Source organism: Acidaminococcus nyctereutis (genome assembly GCF_052216985.1).
GTDB classification, from domain to species: Bacteria; Bacillota; Negativicutes; order Acidaminococcales; family Acidaminococcaceae; genus Acidaminococcus; species Acidaminococcus fermentans_A.
Map to the genome: position 1 here is coordinate 1 of NZ_JBQOUY010000006.1, position 17,932 is coordinate 17,932.

Sequence of the window (17,932 nt, forward strand, 5' to 3'; positions counted from 1 at the left end):
GATTCCGTTCTCGGATTTTACTGCTTTCGATGGTGAAATTAAAATAAAAACAGACGTGAGCAAAAATCGCTCACGTCCGTGTGTGGTAGATGAATTGGAGCTTACCCCAACATTTGACAAAGAACCAAAAAAAAGGACGGATGCATGTTTTTTGCAGCCGTCCCCTCTTTGTCACTCCGCCTGATGGATATGGATTTCCCGGATGACGCCCCTGGTTACCCTGAAGGCCAAGGTGGTGGTTTTGTTGGCGTGGTATTCGTAGATGGTTTCATCCAGCCTGGCGTGGTTTTTGGCGTTTTCCTCCGCCGGAATCTTGGGAGAATCATACTGCCGGGTCCATACGGAATCCGCCTGGCCGTACACATCATTCAACACCGTTTCCCCCATGCCCACCTGCACCCCGTCAGGAGTCCCATCTCCCCATTTGGACGTTTTCAGGTCCGTCAGTACATAGGGCCTCTCCGGACTGAAATGCACCAGCAGCAAGGTCCTGGAGGGATAGGAATATTCCATGGTCCCCCGGCCGTATTGCACGGACTGGGGCATACCCAGGATCTCTTCTACCTGGCTCTGGGTGGATCCAGTGGTCACCCCTGCCACGGCAGCCTGGTCCCGGTGGATGGAACAGCTGATAGCCAGGCCTCCCAGATTAGACGTAATCACCGGCTCCCGGGCCAGGACCGTCCGCCCTGCCCCAAGAGAAACCAGCAGGCAGCCCAGGAGCAGCCCCCGCCCCACGATTCGGTTCACTGTCAGCATAGGAAAACACCTCTTTCTATAAGCAAGATGTCAGATCGGCCCGCCAGGCCTTTCAGGGATCAGAAATCAGACCAACCCTGGCGGGTCTTTCAGGAGTCAGATGAAAGCTTGTTGGCGATAAGCAGTCCGGACCTGCTGCTAAATCGGACAAGGCTGACGTCTGATGTCTCAAGGCCCGTCAGGACCGTGTCTGACGTCTTAATCAGCCCCTCTCATCGAGCCGTTTCAGCTGCAGGGCCACAATATTGCCGAAATCACACTGGTCTGCGATGAAGTCACAGGTCACATGCAATTTCCCCTCCGGGTCCATTTTATCGATGAAGTCCAGCGCCCTGCCTTCCTCCATCCAATCTCCATCGATGGCCACAGGCCCTAAGAGACAGGCGGTGAACACGATGGTCCCCGGGTTTTCCTCGTCCCCTTCCCGGTAAATGGCCTGTTCCAGAGGTCCGGACTGGGGATCCAGCTTCTGCAAAACACCGTTAAGCCCAGCCAGTGCCTCATCGATTTTATCTATAAAAGGCCGTGCTGCCTCCGGACTCATCCGGAATTCATAGAAATCCGGTCCCTGGCAAAAATTCACATACCCATAGACCGCCGTTTCCACCGTACCAAAATCCATATCCTCCGCCAATACAAAGCTCATGATAACCCCCCCTTTTGTTTTCCTGCTTCCAGTATAGCAGAAGAAGTGGGGAGAATTGGGTACAGAATATCGTTTATCGTTACGGAAAAGATGCTCTGTTGCTTTTCACCCTGCGGCCTTTTCGATCCGCTTCAGGATGGCCATGGCATTTTCTTCACTGGCTTCCGTGGGATACAGGGCGCTCCGGCTCAAGTCCCGCTTGTACTGCAGCAGGGCATCCAGATTCAGATCGAAAGATGCGTCTTCCGGAAAATCCGTATCCACAGCCATGGGCAAATATACGGTCACAGCCTTTTTCTGTCCGATCCGGTACGCCCGGTCCGTGGCCTGATCTTCCTTGGCTGGATTCCAACAACGGCTGAGATGGATCACATGATTGGCTCCGGTAATATTCAGTCCTACCCCGGCTGCTTCCGGGGACAGCAGCAGCAACTGGAACCCTTCGGACCGGTTGAACTGGTCCACCATTTTCTGTCTGGCCACAGCCTGTGTGGTCCCGTTGATGGGAGGCTGCACCTGAACTCCATAGGCCTTTTCCAGAAAAGTCCTGAGCAGCAGCTGCAGTTTCCTGCTTTCCAGAAAAATCAGGGCTTTTTCCCCTTTGGCCCGCACCTCATCCAGGATTTTTCGGGTCCGCATCAGCCGGGCGGACGATCCGAAGAAAAGATCCGGATCGCCGAGAGGATAGTTCTTTGTCTTCTCCCTGCCAAGGAAAGGACACAGAGAAATATCCCGCAGCCTGGCAATGGCCTGAAGCATGGTCATGGAATTTTCTCCAGGCTGAATTTCCTGCCGTGCCGTCCGGACCACTTCCCCATACATTTTCCGCTGTTTTTCCGGCATGGGATCTTTGAACCGAAGGATTTCTTTGGCAGGAAGCCCTAGATTTACATCTTCCTTCAGCCGCCGGATGAAACAGGGATCCAGATTCTTCCGCAGTTGGTCCCCCAGCTCTTTCAGCAGGGCTCCATCGTTTTCCATGTTCTTCAGCTGGCTCTGGTAATGGCTGTTGAAATCCTTCAGGGATTCCAGCTTGCCCGGTTCCACAAAGTCCATAATGGTCCACAGATCCGTCCAGGAGTTTTCCACAGGAGTCCCTGTCAGCGCAAGACCAAAATCGCAGTTCATGGCCCGTGCTGCTACAGAGGTCCTGGTGGCCGGATTCTTGATTTTCTGGGCTTCATCCAGGATCATAACGCTCCAGGCCACCCGGCCGAAAGAAAGCTGCAGTTCCCGCAGAGTTTCATAGGTGGTCAGAATCAGATGGTTATGACTGTAATCAATCTGCCGTTCCCGGTCCTGAAAATCCAGCATGGAAACTTCTTTCAGATTGGGGTCCGGGGGCCGGAAATAACAGCGGCTTCCGTCCGGATTCCGGGCCCAGTGTTTTTTCAGCTCACTGCCATACATGGGCACAATACCATCGAATACGCCCTCTGCCACAAATTTCCGGTATTCTTCCATCCAGTTCTGGAGCAAGGAAACCGGTGCTACGATCAATACCGATGCCATGTCCCTGCTGCCATAGGCTTTCTTCAGTGCTGACAAGAATCCAAAAGCCTGCAGGGTTTTCCCCAGACCCATATCATCTGCCAGCAACACCCCATGACAACCACTCTCCCAGCAGGCCGCCAGTTGTTCCATTCCCACCTGCTGATGGGGCATGGGGCGGATACCCTCTTTGAGTCCCTTGCCCAGAAAGCTTCCCAGACGGTTCCCGTCTAGCTGCTTTTCCCGTTTTGCTTTCCGGAAATGATATTCCTGAGAAAGGAAATTCTCCTGGATTTGCAGAGACGCGTCTTTTTTCTTTTCTCCGGTATTTTCTAGTCCCTGTACCTGTTCCGTTTGTTTTTCTGCAGCTTTTGCCTTTAGCTGATCCACATAGTCCAAAAATTCTGGTGTCAGTTCCACTTCCTGACTGCCCAGGACAATCCGTTTTTCTCCCCGGTCCAGAGCATCGCTGACCTTCAGGAACAATTCCGGATAGTCCTTTTCCTCCAGATGAAGTGTCTCCGTCTTATGGACTGAACCTTTCCGGCCATCTTCTTCAACGGTTCCTTCCGGAGGCAGCCAGTTCCGTCCGGAGCTAAGAGAAAAAGGCAGATCCGGAGCCAGGAATTCCCCAATGGAAACCACCCTGTCCCCGTACACACCCAAATCAAAATCAAAGGCTTCAGAGCCGAAAACCTCCCGGGGATGTTCTGCCACCTGTCGGGCCGCCTCCGGAGAAAGCCGCTGGCACTGGCGCATTTGACGGATGCCTTCCGCCTGTTCTGGAGTGAAAACATACTGGGTCTTATCCGGCCCATAGATTTTCCGTGTGTTGTAGGGATTGCTCCGAAACCCCTGGTCCAGCGAATCTGCTTCGATCCGGGTATAGGAATCCCCATCCCTCCGCAAGAGGACCGGCAGTACGGAAAAAGAACCGTCCGGATTCTTTTCCAGCCGCACGGAAAGCTTGTCAGCCGTAACAACTTTCTGCCGTTCCATGAATCGGTCCAGGGTGGCATGGATTTTTACCGCCCGTTCCTTGATCCGGGCCAGCTGAAGAGTATTGTACTGACTGACTTCCCCTCTGTCCTGGATTTTCTGGCTCTCCCGGTTGCTTTCTTCCACCAGGCTCAGCAAATCATACTGGTCACGGTTGAACCGGTAACAGGTTTCCCGGCTCAGCTCCACAAAGGAACCCACCACTTTGATTCCATAAAAAGGTGTTCCGTCCGGACGCAGATATTCCTCTTCATATCGAAAGGACGGGGAGCCCAGGCTGCCATGACTGCGAAGGGTGATTGTATAAGGGAAATAATCCGGCAGTTCCAGGATTTCCGAAATTTCCGGATCAAGGTCCACCGCCTGGACATGGGGCAGCAGGAATCCTTCCGATTTCTCCTCCACTTTCCCTTCAGAGGCCAGGATTTCCAGCTGTCCCTGGATCAGTGGCCAGTCTCCTGCAGGTTCTGTTTGGTGACAGGGATAAAAATATCCTTTCTCTTGGGCTATCCAAAAGTGGTGGTTGGTCATATTTTACCTCCATCGGCTTTCTTTGGGCTGTACTCCACAGTGTCTCCGCACCCATTCATTGACCTTCCGCTGCCAGGAACCGGTTTCTGAACTGGAATGGACAAAATCCGCCTCCACATTGGAAGCCTGTGTTACGTCCGAATAAGAAAAACCTTTATACGTATATTTCGCCTGATAAAAAGGCAGGGGCTCTTTTCCCCTTTTCCAAATTCTTAGTTTGCCATTGTGACTGGCTTCTATAAAAACATAATCTCCAATGCTGAACATCAGCAGACTTCTCATTGAATCTCCTGACCCGTTTAGCCGTCCAAAGCCCATTCCCTGTTTGGCCAGCTCCATGCGCCAGGCGATCCGTTCTGCATCGGGGCCTAGGAACACCCGGGTATAGTACATGGCATCCAGATACTTTTCCCAAAAGTTTTTCCGGTATTTCCACATGTTTTCCGATGTGGCCACCTGGCGTACCGTCTTGGAAATAATGGTAAAGAACAGGTTCAGATCGTTCTTTTTCAACCAGGACAGGAAAATATCCCGGGCTCTTTCCTCCACATCCACCCAGTTCAGGCTGGCACCCGGATCCCGGGGATCTCCCAGCGCCTGGAACAGCAGGATCCGCACTTCTTTTTCCCGGTTTCCGTCACCGGATCGGTCTGTCAGGTAAATCATCTTTGCCGCAGCATAAGGGACCATGTTCCCACAGGCTTTGTCCTCACAAATTTCTTTCAGCACGCCGAACAGTTCATCCCAGTCGTCCTCTTCCTCCAGCTGGAAAAAATCTTTGACGGCCCACTGGGAAAAGGATCCATACCACAGGTTCACCGGCCAGCAGAATTCCTCCAGCGCCTTCCGGAAGCTTCGCTGTTTCTGGATTTCCCGGGTCAGCAGCTTGTGTCCGTTGGGTTTCAGCAGCTGCTTCCGGTTCCGGAGATACAGCACCGATTGCAGCAGTTCAGGATCTTTCTGGAGAAACAGGGAGATGCATTTCTGCAGCCGTTCCCCCTTGTAAGGCTGTCCGTATACGGTGAAGTAGGCAAATACCAGATTCCGGAAGGTGTTCCGCCGGGCGGAACGGGGAGTTCCCTCTTGGATGACCTTCAGGATGTCCTGGAGCAGGGCTTCATAGAAACGGGGTTTTTCCTTCTTATCCTGAGTCAGCAGGACCGGCAGAAAAGGGACTTCGCGTTTCAAGTCCAGCGGCACTTTCTTCCCTCTTTCCTGTCCTTTCACCTTGGTATAGAGTTCTTCCATGGTCACCGGATCCAGTGCCGGCCGTCTTCCGGAATCGGATACGGTCTTTTTCAGCCATTTTTCCAGTTCCACCGGCTTTCCGGGATGCTGGCAGACTTCGGGCAGGAGGATTTTAAAAGATTTCAGCCGTTCCAGACTGTTCCGCAGCGATTTATCCATGGCCGCCTCCGGAAGGCTTTTCCCTGGGATCCTGAGGAGGCATCATGACGAAACGGATGTCGATCCGCCGGTTGGCGGCTCTTCCTTCTTCCGAATTGGGATCCAGCCCGTTTTCCCGTACCGGCCGAGTTTCCGCATAGCCGGAGCAGGAGAAGATGGGCTCTCCCCGGGGATTCACCAGCCAGTTGAATTCCGGTACATCATTCCGCATAAGGTTCCAGGTATTGATAGCCCGCTGGGTGGAAAGTTCCCAGTTGGACTGGAAAAACTCGTTGTGGATGGGTACATTGTCCGTATGGCCTTCGATGAAAACTGTTTCCAGAGCTTCCCGGTATTCCGGACGGGTCATGGTTTTCAGCAGGGACTGGCTCAGCTTGCCCACAGCCGCCTGGCCCTGGTCCTTGATGTTGGCTTCCCCAGATTCAAACAGCACACTTTCCGGAATCCGCAGCACCCCCTGCTTGGTATCGATCCGCACCTGGAGCCCCTGGGCCTGGAGATCCTTCCCCACGTCCTTCAGCAGTTGGTTCCGCAGTTCCGTATTCCCGGTGTATTTGTTGGTCACCGTCTGGAAATTCAGCATGAAATAGCACAAGGCCAGGATAAAGATGCTCAGGAGCCCGGCCATCAGGTCACTGACCGAGGTGGTAAAGGCATCCCCCTGCTGTCCTGCCCGTTGTTCCTTCTTTTTCTTCCACATTCAAAAGTCTCCTTAATGCCGTCTGTTCTTTTCCATGGCGTCTGACAGATCCTGGATGGAATCACTCAGGCTCTGGTTGATGGTGGACACGGAATTCATAGCCTCTTTGATGCTCTTGTCATACTGACTGAGGGTTTCAGAAAGCCATTTGCTGGTGGAGGTATTGTACTGTTCCAGAGAATGGCCCAAGGTTTCGGTGGCTTCCCGCATTTCCCGGCTGACTCCCTGGAAGGTCTGCTGATAGTTTTCCCAGGCACTGCGTATGGTGCTCATGGAATCCCGGATCAGTTCCAGGTCTTTCTGGTTGCTCTGGCTGGCCTGGACCAGCTTCTGGACATTCTGGTCCACATGGCTGTTGAACTGGTTGCTAGCGCTGACCACCAGGTTCAGATGACTGCCCAGGGTATCCGCCACCTTCTGCATGGGTGTGCTGGCCAAAGCAAACTTGTCCGCCGTTTTCCCGGCCGAATCCATGATTTTCCGGTTGTGGCCCAGCATTTCCTTCAGCCCGGCCATATAGGCATCCATGGTCCGGTTCCGTTCCTGCATATCGTGCTGGAGCTGTTTCAGCACTTCCAGTACGGAATCTTTCATATTGGCCGTCACCTGGAGCATTTCTTCCTTCTGGGTCCGGGTGCTCCGGCTCATGGTATCCGTGATTTCCTGGATGGTACCCCGGGTGGCTTCCGTGGTCTGGAGCAGTGCCTGGTTGGCTGTCCGGCCAGCTTCCACCATCTGGTCCAGAGCTGCTTTCAGGTTGGCATTCATTTCTTCCACTAGCTGCTTCATGGCAGCCTGGCTGGCATCGCTGGTACTGGCTTGTTTCTGGATATTGGCGTCCATGGCTTCGTTCAGCTTGGTCACCATCAATTCCACCGAACTTTGGAGACGGGCTGCATTTTCCGCATTCAACCGTTCAGAGACTTCCATCATATTGCCCATTTTCCCCTGGAAATCCTGGAGGGTCACGGCCAGTCCCTGGATCTGGTCCCCTGCACCCTGTTCGATGGATTTGGACAGGGTATCCCCGGCACTGGTGCCCAGTTTGTCAATGGACTGGTTCAGATCCTGGAAAACCGGTTCCAGACTCTGGGTGAAGGATTCTTTCAAATTGTTTTTCAGAGCTACATCGATGCTCTGGCTCAGTTTCACAAACATGTCTTCCAGACGGCCCACCAGTTCTCCGTTCAGTTCCCGCATAGCATCGGTCTGTTCTTCCGCCTGCTCTGCCTGATGGGACAGGAATTCTTCCAGGCTCTTGGAGGGAAAAAGGGCGTTGAGCTGATCGATCAAGGCATCCAGCTTTTTGGTGTAAGGACGGTAAATCCAGTTGTCGAGAAGACTGTAGCAAAGCGCCAGAATCAGGCCGACAACAGAAGTCAGGAAGGCCGTCTTTGTCCCGCTGAGCAAAACTTCAATCCCATTTTTCATGGTTTCCACATTGCCCAGATCGATACCACTGATCCCCACTGTAATCCCGGCAAAAGTCCCCAACAGACCCAGGCCGGTAAAGATTCCTGGCATAGCCCGTAACAGGTCCAACGGCAGATTCTCCAGCAAAGTTCTGTCGTTGTAAAAGGTTTCCGGATCCTGGGTCATCAGTACCCCTTCAAAACGGGTTTTGAACAGGGTCCGTTCCAATTTCTTCCAGAGATTCCCATAGGGTGCCTTTGCCATTTCCTCCTGCAGATTCCCATAATTTTCCCTGATGGATTCCAGAGAATACTTCTGCAGTACCGAAAGCACCTGGTCTATGGAAGCCCCTGCTTTCCGGATTCGGTAGAACCAACGATAGCAGAAAACAGCGCCCACTGCAAATAAAAAACAAAAGCCCCATAAAATCCAAGAAAGCCAATTCCCCATGAAAAATTCCTCACCTTCATTTTTTTAGCTAATTTATCGTATATAAATTCATTATACACGGAAATGTCTATTTTTTCTCCATGATTCTTTCTTATTGGCAGGTATCCAATCAAACAGTTTTTCTCATGATGATTCTAGATGTGCCTTCCAAAAGGTCATTGCTGCAGATGATATTTTTTACGGGATGCCCTTTGCGTATCGCTGTAAATCAGCATCTTTTCCACCTTGTTGACACCTATCACCTCCCAACGTTGCTGCAGGCAGAAAAACATGGTAGAATGAAAAAAACTCTTTACGGAGAAATCCCCATGCGCTATTTCAATTTAACAGAAAAAAGATTAGCCGAAGAATATCACCATATGAAGCTAGGTACTTGCAAAATCTGTGAAGGATGTCACAAAAAGCAGAGTTTATCCATGCCGATTGGCTGCTGGTGCATAGGTTGCGATTTCAATAAAACTTCCAAGAGGATCCTATTTGTCGGTAAAAATGCCAGAAACAATCCCGGTACGATTGAATCCGGTTTTCGCAATCCCTTTCAATATACCCGTGAATCTCTGTGGAACAAAAGCTGGCCGTATTGGAGCTATACCCGTGCTATCACTCAGAAGATATTCGGTGACGATTCCATAGAACACATTGCATTTACCAACATTGTCAAGTGCAATAATTCCGGGGGAAAGGATACTACCTCAGATTTTATAAAAGACAGCTGTATCCTGAACCTGAAAGTCCTTCAACAAGAATTAAAGGTCATACATCCTACTCATATCATTTTTTATACATCCTGGTATTATGACGATTACATCCCTAAAGTATTTGACAGCTATAATATTCATTACAACGGTTTTAAAAATATAGGAAAAAGAAAAATGCCCTGGCAGGAAGCTGCTTCCACTCTGGGCCATCAACTCTTCCATGTGCTTCGTGTCGGCCATCCCCAATGCAAGAAAAAAGACAGCTTTGTCAATGAAATAGCTAATTGGATTGAGACTACCTGATGATTTCATCCCAGCTGGCCGTATCTTCAGCATGTAATCTTACAATGCTGAAGATACTTTTTTTATTGCATCCTTCCACCTCGATCATTAACAGTAATTCCATTAATGTATTTTGGATTTTTTAGCTCCCTTCTTGCGTCTCATTGCCCCTGCCGTCTCTTTTCCTGATTTCATTATACTATACGTACTGTATAGATTTTGGGACAGTTACTCCGTATCCCCTCTCATTCCCTCTTCAATCTTTTGTTAGAATAAAAAGGAGCTGCTGCATGAAGCAACAGCCCCCCAGAAATATCATTTCGTCCACGAAGGCCACTGTGTAGGGCCATCGGCCGATTTCTTCCAACATCTCCTCCTTAGCCATCAGGGGGTACTGCACCGATCATGCAGCACCCCCTGTCTTCAGTCTTCCACAGAGACCAGTTCGATTTTGAAATTCAGTTCTTTGCCGGCCATTTCGTGGTTGGCATCGAAAGTGATGGTGGTATCGGTCTTTTCCGTGACCCGCACCGGGATCTGCTGGCCGTTGGGAGTGCTCAGAGCCACCCGCTGGCCCACTTCCAGCGCCTCTGAGCCGGGCATCTGGGCAAATTCCACCGTAAGGATGTTCTGGGGATTGGGCTGTCCATAGGCCTCTTCCGGCATCAGGTGGATGTTCTTCACTTCCCCCACAGCCATATCCCGGACAGCGTCATCGAATCCCTTGATCATCATGCCGGCCCCCACTACGAATTCCAGGGGCTCGCCCCGATCGTAGGAAGAATCGAAGCGGGTCCCATCGTTCAGGGTCCCTTCATAATGGACTTTCACTTTCTTGTTCTCATTGCTCATATCTTGCTCCATTCTATTTTTTCTCTTACGGCTTGTACACCGCTTTCACGTTGGTGACCATATCTTTGTTGGCCGCCTGGTCCGGGTCTTTGGTGCGTTTTTCTTTCATCGCTACGGTCTGTTCCTTGCCGCCTTTCTGGAAGGTGCCGGTGTACACAGCGTCGCTGTCCTGGAACAGGGTGGCTTCCAGCACCACTTGATAGGTGCCGTCGGGAGCGGTCTTGCCGCTGTCATCCTTGCCGTCCCAGGCCACTTTCACCTGGCCGGACTGCGGGGTTGCCTGGGTAAAGGCGTCTACTTTCTTTGCGTCCAGCTGGGCCACGCCGGATTTCTTCACCCATACGGGCAGGGCCTGGTCCCGTTTCTTGAAGCCGCCTTTGGCTACGAATTTGGTGGCGAACAGGGTCCGGACCACTTTCCCATCCTTGTCCTCGATCCAGGCAGCCATCTGGTTAGCTGCTTTGCCGTCTTTCCGGCTGTAGGTATATTCCAAAGTCAGAGGCCCTTTGGCCTGAGCCGCTGCGGGCGCCTTTTCCTGGGCTGCCGGAGCGGTCTTCTTTTCACTGCCGCAGCCGGTGAAGAGCCCCAGGGCCGTCACGCCGGCCAGCAGCAGGCCCGTCAATCTGCGATCCAATTTACAATCCATAAACAATTCTCCTTTAGGCAATTTTCAGAGTTTCTTTGCCCGACCTCATCCTTCAGGCGCTTTCCAGCCGGGTGATCCGCTTCTCCCACCCGCTCTTGTTGTAATAGAGCCACTGGAGCAGGTTGCACATCATCCAGCCCATGGGATAGCCCAGGGCGATGGGGATGACGCTGGGGGTCAGATGGCTCACCACCAAGAGATACAGCTGCCGGAACAGCACAAAGGAAAACAGCATGATCACCATGGGAGCCCGGGCGTCCCCGATGCCCCGCAGCATCCCGGCCAAGATCTGGTTCATGCAGGCGAAGATATCGAAGAGACACACACAGCGGATGAAGAGCACGCCTTTTTCCACCACCCCCGGCTCCTGGTTGAACAGCCGCACGATGTGGGGAGCCAGGAAGAATTCCGGGATCACCAGGCAGGTGGTAGCCGCAAAGGCCATGGCCATAGCCACCCGGATCCCCTTATGGATCCGGTCCGGATTCCCGGCACCGGCGTTCTGTCCCGTAAAGGTGGTGATGGCCAGGGCGATGCTCTGCATGGGCATGATCACGAACATATCCATCCGGATATAGATGCCCCACCCTGCCGTATAATCAGCGCCGAACGCATTCACATAGGACTGGACGAAGATGTTGGAGAAAGCCGTCAGGGCCATCTGGACCCCGGCCGGCAGCCCCACATCCACGATCCGTTTCAGCATCACCGTATCTAGGCGCATTTCCTTCCAGGTGAGGGAATAGATCTCCTGGCTGCGGAAGAGCACTACCAGCACCAGCACCGCCGAGACGAACTGGCTCAGGATGGTGGCATAAGCCACACCGGCCACTCCCCAATGGAGCCCGATGACGAAATACAGGTCCAGGGCTACGTTCAGGCAGGAGGTCAGGGCCAGGAAGTACAGCGGACGTTTGGAATCCCCCACTGCCCGCAGGATGGCGGACCCCATGTTGTAGATCATCAGACCAGTGATGCCGGAGAAATAGATCCGCAGATAGGTGATGGAATGGGGAGCCACCGTAGGCGCCGTCTGCATGCTCTTGACCAGGAAGGGGGTGATGGCCCAGCCCAGGGCCATGAATACCAGGGACAGGAGGAACGTCCCCACCAGGGAGGTATGGACCGCCCGGCGCAGTTCCGGCCCCAGCTTCGCCCCGAAATACTGGGCGATCACCACGCTGGCCCCGGTGCTCATCCCCAGGAAAAAGCCCACCAGGGTATTGATGCAGGGCATGACAGAAGTCACCCCGCCCAGAGCAGCGGATCCCACGAAATTCCCCACTACCACAGAATCCACCGCATTGTACAGCTGCTGGAACAGATTCCCGAACAGGAGAGGCAGGGCAAACCAGAACAGATGGCGGAAGATCCCGCCTTGGGTCATATCCTTCGTGGAAGTCTTGGCCAAGGAATCACTCCCTTTATTTCAGCAGGTTATCGTTCTCGAAGTAATTGATCTTCATGGCCGCGCGGACTTCAGCCAGGGTCTGGGCCGCTTTGGCTTCCGCCCGGGCCGTACCTTCTTTCAGGATCTCTACCACTTCCGGTTTCCGGGCTTCCCAGTATTCCCGGCGTTCCCGGATGGGCTGCAGCACGGACTGGAGCACTTCGTTCAGGAAGCGTTTGATCTTCATATCCCCCAGGCCGCCCCGCTGGTAATGGGCCTTCAGTTCATCCAGGTTGGCGTATTCCGGCAGGAAGGCAGCGAAGTGTTCCGGTTTGCTGAAGGCGTCCAGGTAGGTGAACACCGGGTTCCCTTCCACATGGCCCGGGTCGCTGACCTGGATATGGGTGGGATCGGTGAACATGCTCATGACCTTCTTCTTGATGGTATCCGCATCGTCGGACAGGTAGATGCAGTTGCCCAGGGATTTGGACATCTTGGCTTTCCCGTCCAGGCCGGGCAGGCGCAGGCAGGCTTTATTGGAAGGCAGTACGATATCTGGTTCCGTGAGGGTTTCCCCATAGACGCTGTTGAACTTGTGGACGATTTCCCGGCACTGTTCCAGCATGGGTTTCTGGTCCTCCCCTACGGGCACATGGGTGGCATGGAAGGCTGTGATATCCGCTGCCTGGCTCACCGGATAGCAGAAAAAGCCCAGGGGTACGCTGGCTTCGAAGTTCTTTTGCTGGATTTCTGCCTTGACGGTGGGATTCCGCTGGACCCGGGCCACTGTGACCAAGTCCATATAATAGGTAGACAATTCGAAGAGCTCTGGGATCAGGCTCTGGATGAAGATGGTGGCTTTCTGGGGATCGATGCCCACCCCCAGGTAATCCAGGGCTACCTGGAGCACGTTCTGCCGGACTTTTTCCGGGTTTTCCGCATTGTCCGTCAAAGCCTGGGCATCGGCGATCATGAAGTAGATTTCATCGAATGTGCCGCTGTCCTGGAGCAGGACCCGTTCCTGGAGCGAGCCTACGAAATGGCCTACATGGAGATGACCGGTAGGACGATCCCCGGTCAGGATGATTTTTGACATAGTGATACCTCTCCTTCTACGATTGTTACAGATTGGAAAAATCTGGTGCACTTCTTATAAATATACTATGAAAGGAGATTTTGTTCAAGTGGAGGGAAAAGTACATCCAGAAAAAACACTTGTTTTTTCCATGTGAATTCATTATACTTAGAAACGGTGAATTGTCATTATTTTCTCAATCCTAGAAAGGAAGTCTAGTATGAACTCTATGATCCGCACACTCCGTAAAATCCCATTGATCCACCAGATTGCCGTGGGCCTCGTCATCGGCATCCTGATCGCCGTGTTCCTGCCCGCTGCCGTCCCTGTTGTAGGCATCTTCGGTGACCTGTTCGTCCGGGCCCTGAAGGGGGTAGCCCCGCTCCTGGTGTTCGTCCTGGTGATGAATGCCATGGTCCAGCGGAAAGAAGGGGGCGACACCCAGATGAAGCCCATCATCACCCTCTATGTGATCGGCACCTTTGCCGCTTCCATCGTAGGCGTGGTCCTTTCCTTCCTGTTCCCCCAGACCCTGATGCTCCAGCTGGGGAACGCCAAAGTGAACCCGCCCAGCGGTATCGCGGAAGTGGTCCACAACCTGGTGCTGAATATCGTGGACAATCCCCTGAACGCCATCCTGAACGCCAACTACATCGGCATCCTGGCCTGGGCAGTGATCATCGGCCTGGCCCTCCACAAATCCGCCAGCCCGGAGACCAAACAGGTGCTGGAAGACCTGTCCGGCGGCATCACCAAGGTGGTCACCTGGGTGATCCATTTCGCTCCCCTGGGGATCATGGGCCTGGTGACCCAGTCCATCAGCGCCAGCGGCCTCTCCGCCCTGATTTCTTACTTCAGCCTGCTGGGGGTACTGCTGAGCTCCTATTTCCTGGTGGCTCTGGTGATGAACCCCCTCATCGTATACCTGAACGTCCGGAAGAACCCCTATCCTCTGGTCTGGGCCACCATCAAAGAAAGCGGCATCTATGCCTTCTTCACCCGTTCTTCTGCAGCCAACATCCCGGTGAACCTGACCCTGTGCAAACGGCTGGGGCTGAACCCGGATACCTACACCATCTCCATTCCCTTGGGGGCTACCATCAACATGGCCGGGGCCTCCATCACCATTTCTGTGCTGAGCCTGGCCGCCGCCCATACCCTGGGCGTATCTGTGGATCTGCCTACCGCCCTGCTCCTGTGCATCGTTTCTACAGTCGGTGCCTGCGGAGCGTCCGGTGTGGCCGGAGGTTCTCTGCTGCTGATCCCGGTGGCCTGCGCCTCCTTCGGCATCAGCAATGATATCGCCATGCAGGTGGTAGGCGTGGGCTTCATCATCAGCATCATCGAAGACGCCTGCGAAACGGCCCTGAACAGCAGCAGCGACGTGCTGTTCACCGCCACCGCCGAATACGCCAAACGGGCCCGGATGGGGACCCTGAAGGCGGAAGATATGGTACCGAAGGAATTGGAAGAAGACGACGAATAAAAATGGGGTGTTGCCCGTGTGAAAATCACACACGGGCAACACCCCATTCGTCATACGTCATTCGTCATACGTCATACGCTTTTGGAAATCAATTTATACAAATTGATTTTGAAATTTCAAAACCTGTTCCAAAAATCAACTGATTTCCTCAAATTCAGAGCCAGCAGAGCGGGCTTCCATCGGCGTATGACGTATGACCTATGACGTATGACGGTGCTGCTGCACTTGCAGCAGCACCTTTTTTCATTTCACCCTCACCGCTACCGGTTCCATTCCTTCTTCTTCATACTGGGAATCGAACTTTTCATTCAGGTAGTTGCTGTAGAGGTAGGCCAGGACGGCGCCGGAGATGTTGTGCCAGGCGCTGAAGATGGCTCCCGGGACGCCAGCCATGGGCATAGCGGCGAAATGGGCTTTGGCCAGGCCGGTGGCCAGACCGGAATTCTGCATCCCCACTTCGATGGAGAGCGCCACCATCTGTTTCCAGCTCATGCCGGTGAGCTTGCCGATGGCAAAGCCCAGCAGGTAGCCCAGCACATTGTGGAGCACTACCACCAGGAGGATCAGTCCGGCACTGTTCAGGATGGCATTCCGGCTGGCTCCGATGATCCCGGCGATCAGGAAGCTGATCACCAGGCTGGAAACGGCGGGCAGATAATCCACTGCTTCTTTGGCGAATTTGGGGAAGAAGTTCTTCACCGCCAGGCCCACGCCGATAGGTACGAATACGATCTGGAGGATGGAAACGAACATGCCCATAGGATCAAAGGCGATCTGCTTGCCCACCAGCAGCCAAGTCAGAAGCGGGGTCATGATGGGACTCAGCACCGTAGAGCAGCTGGTCATGGTCACGGAAAAGGGCACATCCCCATGGCTCATGAAGGTGATCACGTTAGAAGAAGTCCCGCCGGGGCAGGTGCCCACCAGCACTACCCCCACCGTCAGGGCCGGATCCAGATGGAAGGCCTTGGACAGCAGGAAGGCCAGGAAGGGCATGACGAAATACTGGGCGCAGACCCCGAAGAAGATGTTCTTAGGCTGCTTCAGCACCAGGGCGAAATCGTGGAGACTGGTTGTCATCCCCATGCCGAACATGATGATCCCCAGCATCACGCTGAGGATGGAGACCCCGTAGGCCTTCCCCAGCACCCAGGCAAAAGCGTGGGGGGCAAAGAGCCCGATGCCCAGGAACACCACGGCGATGACGCCGAAATACTTGCCGATCAATCCGCAGACTTTCTTTAAATCCATTTTCCTCATCCTTTCTTTTTCCGGAAACAAAAAAGCCCCGTCCCTCGAAAGGGACGGAGCATGCTCCGCGATACCACCCAATTTCCCGCAGACTTGGCAGTCCACAGGCTCTCTCAACGTACCAACATACGCGTTTCCACTAACGGGGATCAGCCGTACGGACTTAATCTTGCTTCAGTCCGTCTCTTCCGGGAGGATTTTCCTTTCGGCCAGGCCGCCGGTTCACACCATCCACCGGCTCTCTGGAGGCACGCATCCAGAAAGTACTCTTTCCCATCATCAGATTTCCTTATGCAATTGAGCTGCTTCTCTTTGAAAAGCATGCCCTTATCTTACGAGGATAGGGGCAGTTTGTCAAGGAAATTTTCTTTTTTTAAGAAAAACTTTTTTATTCTTCCGTTATTGTAACAAATATGGCAAAAACACCTTGGCCAGGCCCAAGAAGATGAAGAACCCGCACACATCGGTGAAGGTGGTGATGAAGATGCTGGAGGCCACGGCCGGGTCGTAGTTCAGGGCCTTCAGGATCACCGGTACCAGGAAGCCCACCAGGGCCGCGATCATCAGGTTGCAGATCATGGCCACCAAGATGATGAGGCCCAGGGCCAGGTTGTGGTTCATCCACACGATCACCGCTCCGGCGATCACCCCGTTCACCAGGCCATCGATGAAGCCTACGGTGATGCCCCGGAGGATCCGGACTCCATTGCCGTGGAGCTTGATATCCCCCAGTGCGATGCCCCGGACCACCACGGCCAGGGTCTGAGTCCCCGCATTGCCCCCCATGCCAGCTACGATGGGCATGGCGGCGGCCAGGGCCACTACCTGGCTGATGGTATCTTCGAACAGGGATACCACCGAGGAAGCCAGGAACGCCGTCACCAGGTTGATCAAGAGCCAAGGCAGCCGGAGCTTGACACTTTCCAGCACGGTGCTGTCCACATCTTCTTCCTTGCTGACACCGCCCATCTTCAACATGTCTTCGGTATTCTCTTCTTCGATGACGTCGATGATGTCGTCAACGGTGATGATCCCCAGCATGCCCTTCCGCTTGTTCACTACCGGGATGGCATGGAGGTCATATTTGGATACCAGCCGGGCCACGTCTTCCTGGTCCGCTTCCGGCTCCACGGAGATCACGTTATCCTCCATGATGTCCTGGAGGGTGTCATAGTTCTTGGCCACCAGGAGTTCCCGGAGGGATACGGTCCCCACCAGCTGTTTCTTTTCGTTGAGCACATAGAGGATATTGATTTCTTCCGTCTTGGGAGCGATTTCCTTCACTTTTTCCAGGGCCTGGCTCACGGTCAGGGAGCTGCGCATGGAAATGTATTCGGTGGTCATGATCCCGCCGGCGGTGCTTTCCCCATAGCCCAGCAGGTTCCGGATCACTTCCTGATCGCTGGATTTCATCAGCTTGACCAGCTCTTTCCGCCGGTTGGCGGGCATATCCCCCAGGATATCTACGATATCATCCTTGGACATATGCTGGAAGATCCGGATGATCTTGTTCAGATCGAACAGCTTCATGATCCGGACCTGGAGCTCGTCATCGGCCTGTTCGATGATCTCGGCCATCTGCTGGTCCGGCAGGATGGCGGCCAGGAACACGATATCGCTGTCGCTGGCTTCTTCCAGAGCATAGGCCAGGTCGATGGGGTGGGAATCTTCCACCAGTTTCAGGACGGCCTCTTGATCTTTTCGGTTCAGGGCGGAAATCAGTTCATTCTCTACCCGTTCTTCCAGTTCTTCCTGTTTTTCTTCTACAGAATGGTTCTCTTTCTGTTCATCCATGCTGCACACTCTCCCCTCATGGGTCCCCGTCCTCCCCGGGGCCCGGATGGTGGGAAAGGCCG

The 17,932-nt window shown here is 53.6% G+C and carries 16 protein-coding genes and 1 other annotated feature; of the genes, 3 read left to right on the plus strand and 13 right to left on the minus strand.

All coding sequences use genetic code 11. From position 1 onward, the window contains the following. Positions 1-184: hypothetical protein (locus ACTUHY_RS04570; RefSeq protein WP_442826751.1), on the plus strand; the 184-nt coding region annotated here is incomplete at its 5' end. Here the strand turns inward: ACTUHY_RS04570 and ACTUHY_RS04575 are convergent. The 7 genes from ACTUHY_RS04575 to ACTUHY_RS04605 all read right to left on the minus strand — a co-directional run bounded on the left by ACTUHY_RS04575 (position 172) and on the right by ACTUHY_RS04605 (position 8,509). Next, positions 172-759, minus strand: coding sequence for a hypothetical protein (locus ACTUHY_RS04575; RefSeq protein ID WP_442826752.1), 588 nt, complete (start codon positions 757-759; stop codon positions 172-174). The genes ACTUHY_RS04570 and ACTUHY_RS04575 overlap by 13 nt on opposite strands. 202 nt (positions 760-961) lie before the next feature. Then, positions 962-1,405, minus strand: coding sequence for a hypothetical protein (locus ACTUHY_RS04580; protein WP_442826753.1), 444 nt, complete (start codon positions 1,403-1,405; stop codon positions 962-964). 105 nt (positions 1,406-1,510) lie between these two features. Continuing rightward, complete coding sequence (locus ACTUHY_RS04585; RefSeq protein ID WP_442826754.1) at positions 1,511-4,426, minus strand: DEAD/DEAH box helicase; 2,916 nt, start codon at positions 4,424-4,426, stop codon at positions 1,511-1,513. Positions 4,427-4,429: 3 nt separating this feature from the next. Further along, positions 4,430-5,833 carry an EH signature domain-containing protein gene (locus ACTUHY_RS04590; protein WP_442826755.1) on the minus strand — a complete coding sequence of 468 codons (1,404 nt, stop codon included), beginning with the start codon at positions 5,831-5,833 and terminating at the stop codon, positions 4,430-4,432. Next, entirely contained in the window at positions 5,826-6,533 is a 708-nt protein-coding gene (locus tag ACTUHY_RS04595; protein WP_442826756.1) for an OmpA/MotB family protein, read from the minus strand. Before ACTUHY_RS04595 ends, ACTUHY_RS04590 begins: the two co-directional genes overlap by 8 nt. A gap of 12 nt (positions 6,534-6,545) precedes the next feature. Then, a complete protein-coding gene (gene zorA, locus ACTUHY_RS04600) occupies positions 6,546-8,345 on the minus strand; it encodes an anti-phage ZorAB system protein ZorA (protein WP_442826820.1) in 1,800 nt (599 codons plus the stop codon). Further along, a complete protein-coding gene (locus tag ACTUHY_RS04605; protein ID WP_442826823.1) occupies positions 8,285-8,509 on the minus strand; it encodes a hypothetical protein in 225 nt (74 codons plus the stop codon). Before ACTUHY_RS04605 ends, zorA begins: the two co-directional genes overlap by 61 nt. Before the next feature lie 12 nt (positions 8,510-8,521). On the opposite strand from ACTUHY_RS04605, the gene ACTUHY_RS04610 reads away from it, so the two are divergent. Next, positions 8,522-9,397, plus strand: coding sequence for a hypothetical protein (locus ACTUHY_RS04610; RefSeq protein WP_442826757.1), 876 nt, complete (start codon positions 8,522-8,524; stop codon positions 9,395-9,397). A gap of 402 nt (positions 9,398-9,799) precedes the next feature. On the opposite strand, the gene ACTUHY_RS04615 is transcribed toward ACTUHY_RS04610, so the two are convergent. From ACTUHY_RS04615 to trpS, 4 genes are read right to left on the minus strand one after another with little or no spacing between them, the layout of a single operon-like run. Next, positions 9,800-10,228 carry an FKBP-type peptidyl-prolyl cis-trans isomerase gene (locus ACTUHY_RS04615; protein ID WP_442826821.1) on the minus strand — a complete coding sequence of 143 codons (429 nt, stop codon included), beginning with the start codon at positions 10,226-10,228 and terminating at the stop codon, positions 9,800-9,802. A gap of 25 nt (positions 10,229-10,253) precedes the next feature. Beyond that, the gene (locus tag ACTUHY_RS04620; protein WP_442826758.1) at positions 10,254-10,874 is read right to left on the minus strand and encodes a DUF2271 domain-containing protein; all 621 of its coding nucleotides are present in this window, start codon (positions 10,872-10,874) and stop codon (positions 10,254-10,256) included. A gap of 52 nt (positions 10,875-10,926) precedes the next feature. Further along, complete coding sequence (locus tag ACTUHY_RS04625) at positions 10,927-12,285, minus strand: MATE family efflux transporter (protein WP_278675289.1); 1,359 nt, start codon at positions 12,283-12,285, stop codon at positions 10,927-10,929. A gap of 13 nt (positions 12,286-12,298) precedes the next feature. Next, positions 12,299-13,360, minus strand: coding sequence for a tryptophan--tRNA ligase (gene trpS, locus ACTUHY_RS04630; RefSeq protein ID WP_278675287.1), 1,062 nt, complete (start codon positions 13,358-13,360; stop codon positions 12,299-12,301). Positions 13,361-13,559: 199 nt separating this feature from the next. On the opposite strand from trpS, the gene sstT reads away from it, so the two are divergent. Further along, positions 13,560-14,825: a serine/threonine transporter SstT gene (gene sstT / locus ACTUHY_RS04635; protein ID WP_442826759.1), complete on the plus strand. Its 1,266-nt coding sequence runs from the start codon at positions 13,560-13,562 to the stop codon at positions 14,823-14,825. 243 nt (positions 14,826-15,068) lie between these two features. Here sstT and ACTUHY_RS04640 read toward each other — a convergent pair whose 3' ends face one another. Both ACTUHY_RS04640 and mgtE read right to left on the minus strand, forming a co-directional pair. Beyond that, positions 15,069-16,076 (minus strand): bile acid:sodium symporter family protein, encoded by a 1,008-nt coding sequence (locus ACTUHY_RS04640; RefSeq protein ID WP_442826760.1) that lies wholly within the window; start codon positions 16,074-16,076, stop codon positions 15,069-15,071. A 46-nt stretch (positions 16,077-16,122) separates the two neighbouring features. Continuing rightward, positions 16,123-16,365: a binding site (T-box leader), on the minus strand. A gap of 110 nt (positions 16,366-16,475) precedes the next feature. Further along, positions 16,476-17,870, minus strand: coding sequence for a magnesium transporter (mgtE, locus tag ACTUHY_RS04645; protein ID WP_278675281.1), 1,395 nt, complete (start codon positions 17,868-17,870; stop codon positions 16,476-16,478). Between the last annotated feature and the right edge of the window lie 62 nt (positions 17,871-17,932).

What these genes read in the sequence shown, in the direction of transcription:
- ACTUHY_RS04640 (WP_442826760.1), bottom strand. Translation starts at nt 16,076, where the DNA reads ATGGATTTAAAGAAAGTCTGCGGATTGATCGGCAAGTATTTCGGCGTC.
- ACTUHY_RS04595 (WP_442826756.1), bottom strand. Translation starts at nt 6,533, where the DNA reads ATGTGGAAGAAAAAGAAGGAACAACGGGCAGGACAGCAGGGGGATGCC.
- trpS (WP_278675287.1), bottom strand. Translation starts at nt 13,360, where the DNA reads ATGTCAAAAATCATCCTGACCGGGGATCGTCCTACCGGTCATCTCCAT.
- ACTUHY_RS04585 (WP_442826754.1), bottom strand. Translation starts at nt 4,426, where the DNA reads ATGACCAACCACCACTTTTGGATAGCCCAAGAGAAAGGATATTTTTAT.
- ACTUHY_RS04620 (WP_442826758.1), bottom strand. Translation starts at nt 10,874, where the DNA reads ATGGATTGTAAATTGGATCGCAGATTGACGGGCCTGCTGCTGGCCGGC.
- ACTUHY_RS04615 (WP_442826821.1), bottom strand. Translation starts at nt 10,228, where the DNA reads ATGAGCAATGAGAACAAGAAAGTGAAAGTCCATTATGAAGGGACCCTG.
- ACTUHY_RS04590 (WP_442826755.1), bottom strand. Translation starts at nt 5,833, where the DNA reads ATGGATAAATCGCTGCGGAACAGTCTGGAACGGCTGAAATCTTTTAAA.
- ACTUHY_RS04610 (WP_442826757.1), top strand. Translation starts at nt 8,522, where the DNA reads ATGATGATTCTAGATGTGCCTTCCAAAAGGTCATTGCTGCAGATGATA.
- ACTUHY_RS04575 (WP_442826752.1), bottom strand. Translation starts at nt 759, where the DNA reads ATGCTGACAGTGAACCGAATCGTGGGGCGGGGGCTGCTCCTGGGCTGC.
- ACTUHY_RS04580 (WP_442826753.1), bottom strand. Translation starts at nt 1,405, where the DNA reads ATGAGCTTTGTATTGGCGGAGGATATGGATTTTGGTACGGTGGAAACG.
- mgtE (WP_278675281.1), bottom strand. Translation starts at nt 17,870, where the DNA reads ATGGATGAACAGAAAGAGAACCATTCTGTAGAAGAAAAACAGGAAGAA.
- sstT (WP_442826759.1), top strand. Translation starts at nt 13,560, where the DNA reads ATGAACTCTATGATCCGCACACTCCGTAAAATCCCATTGATCCACCAG.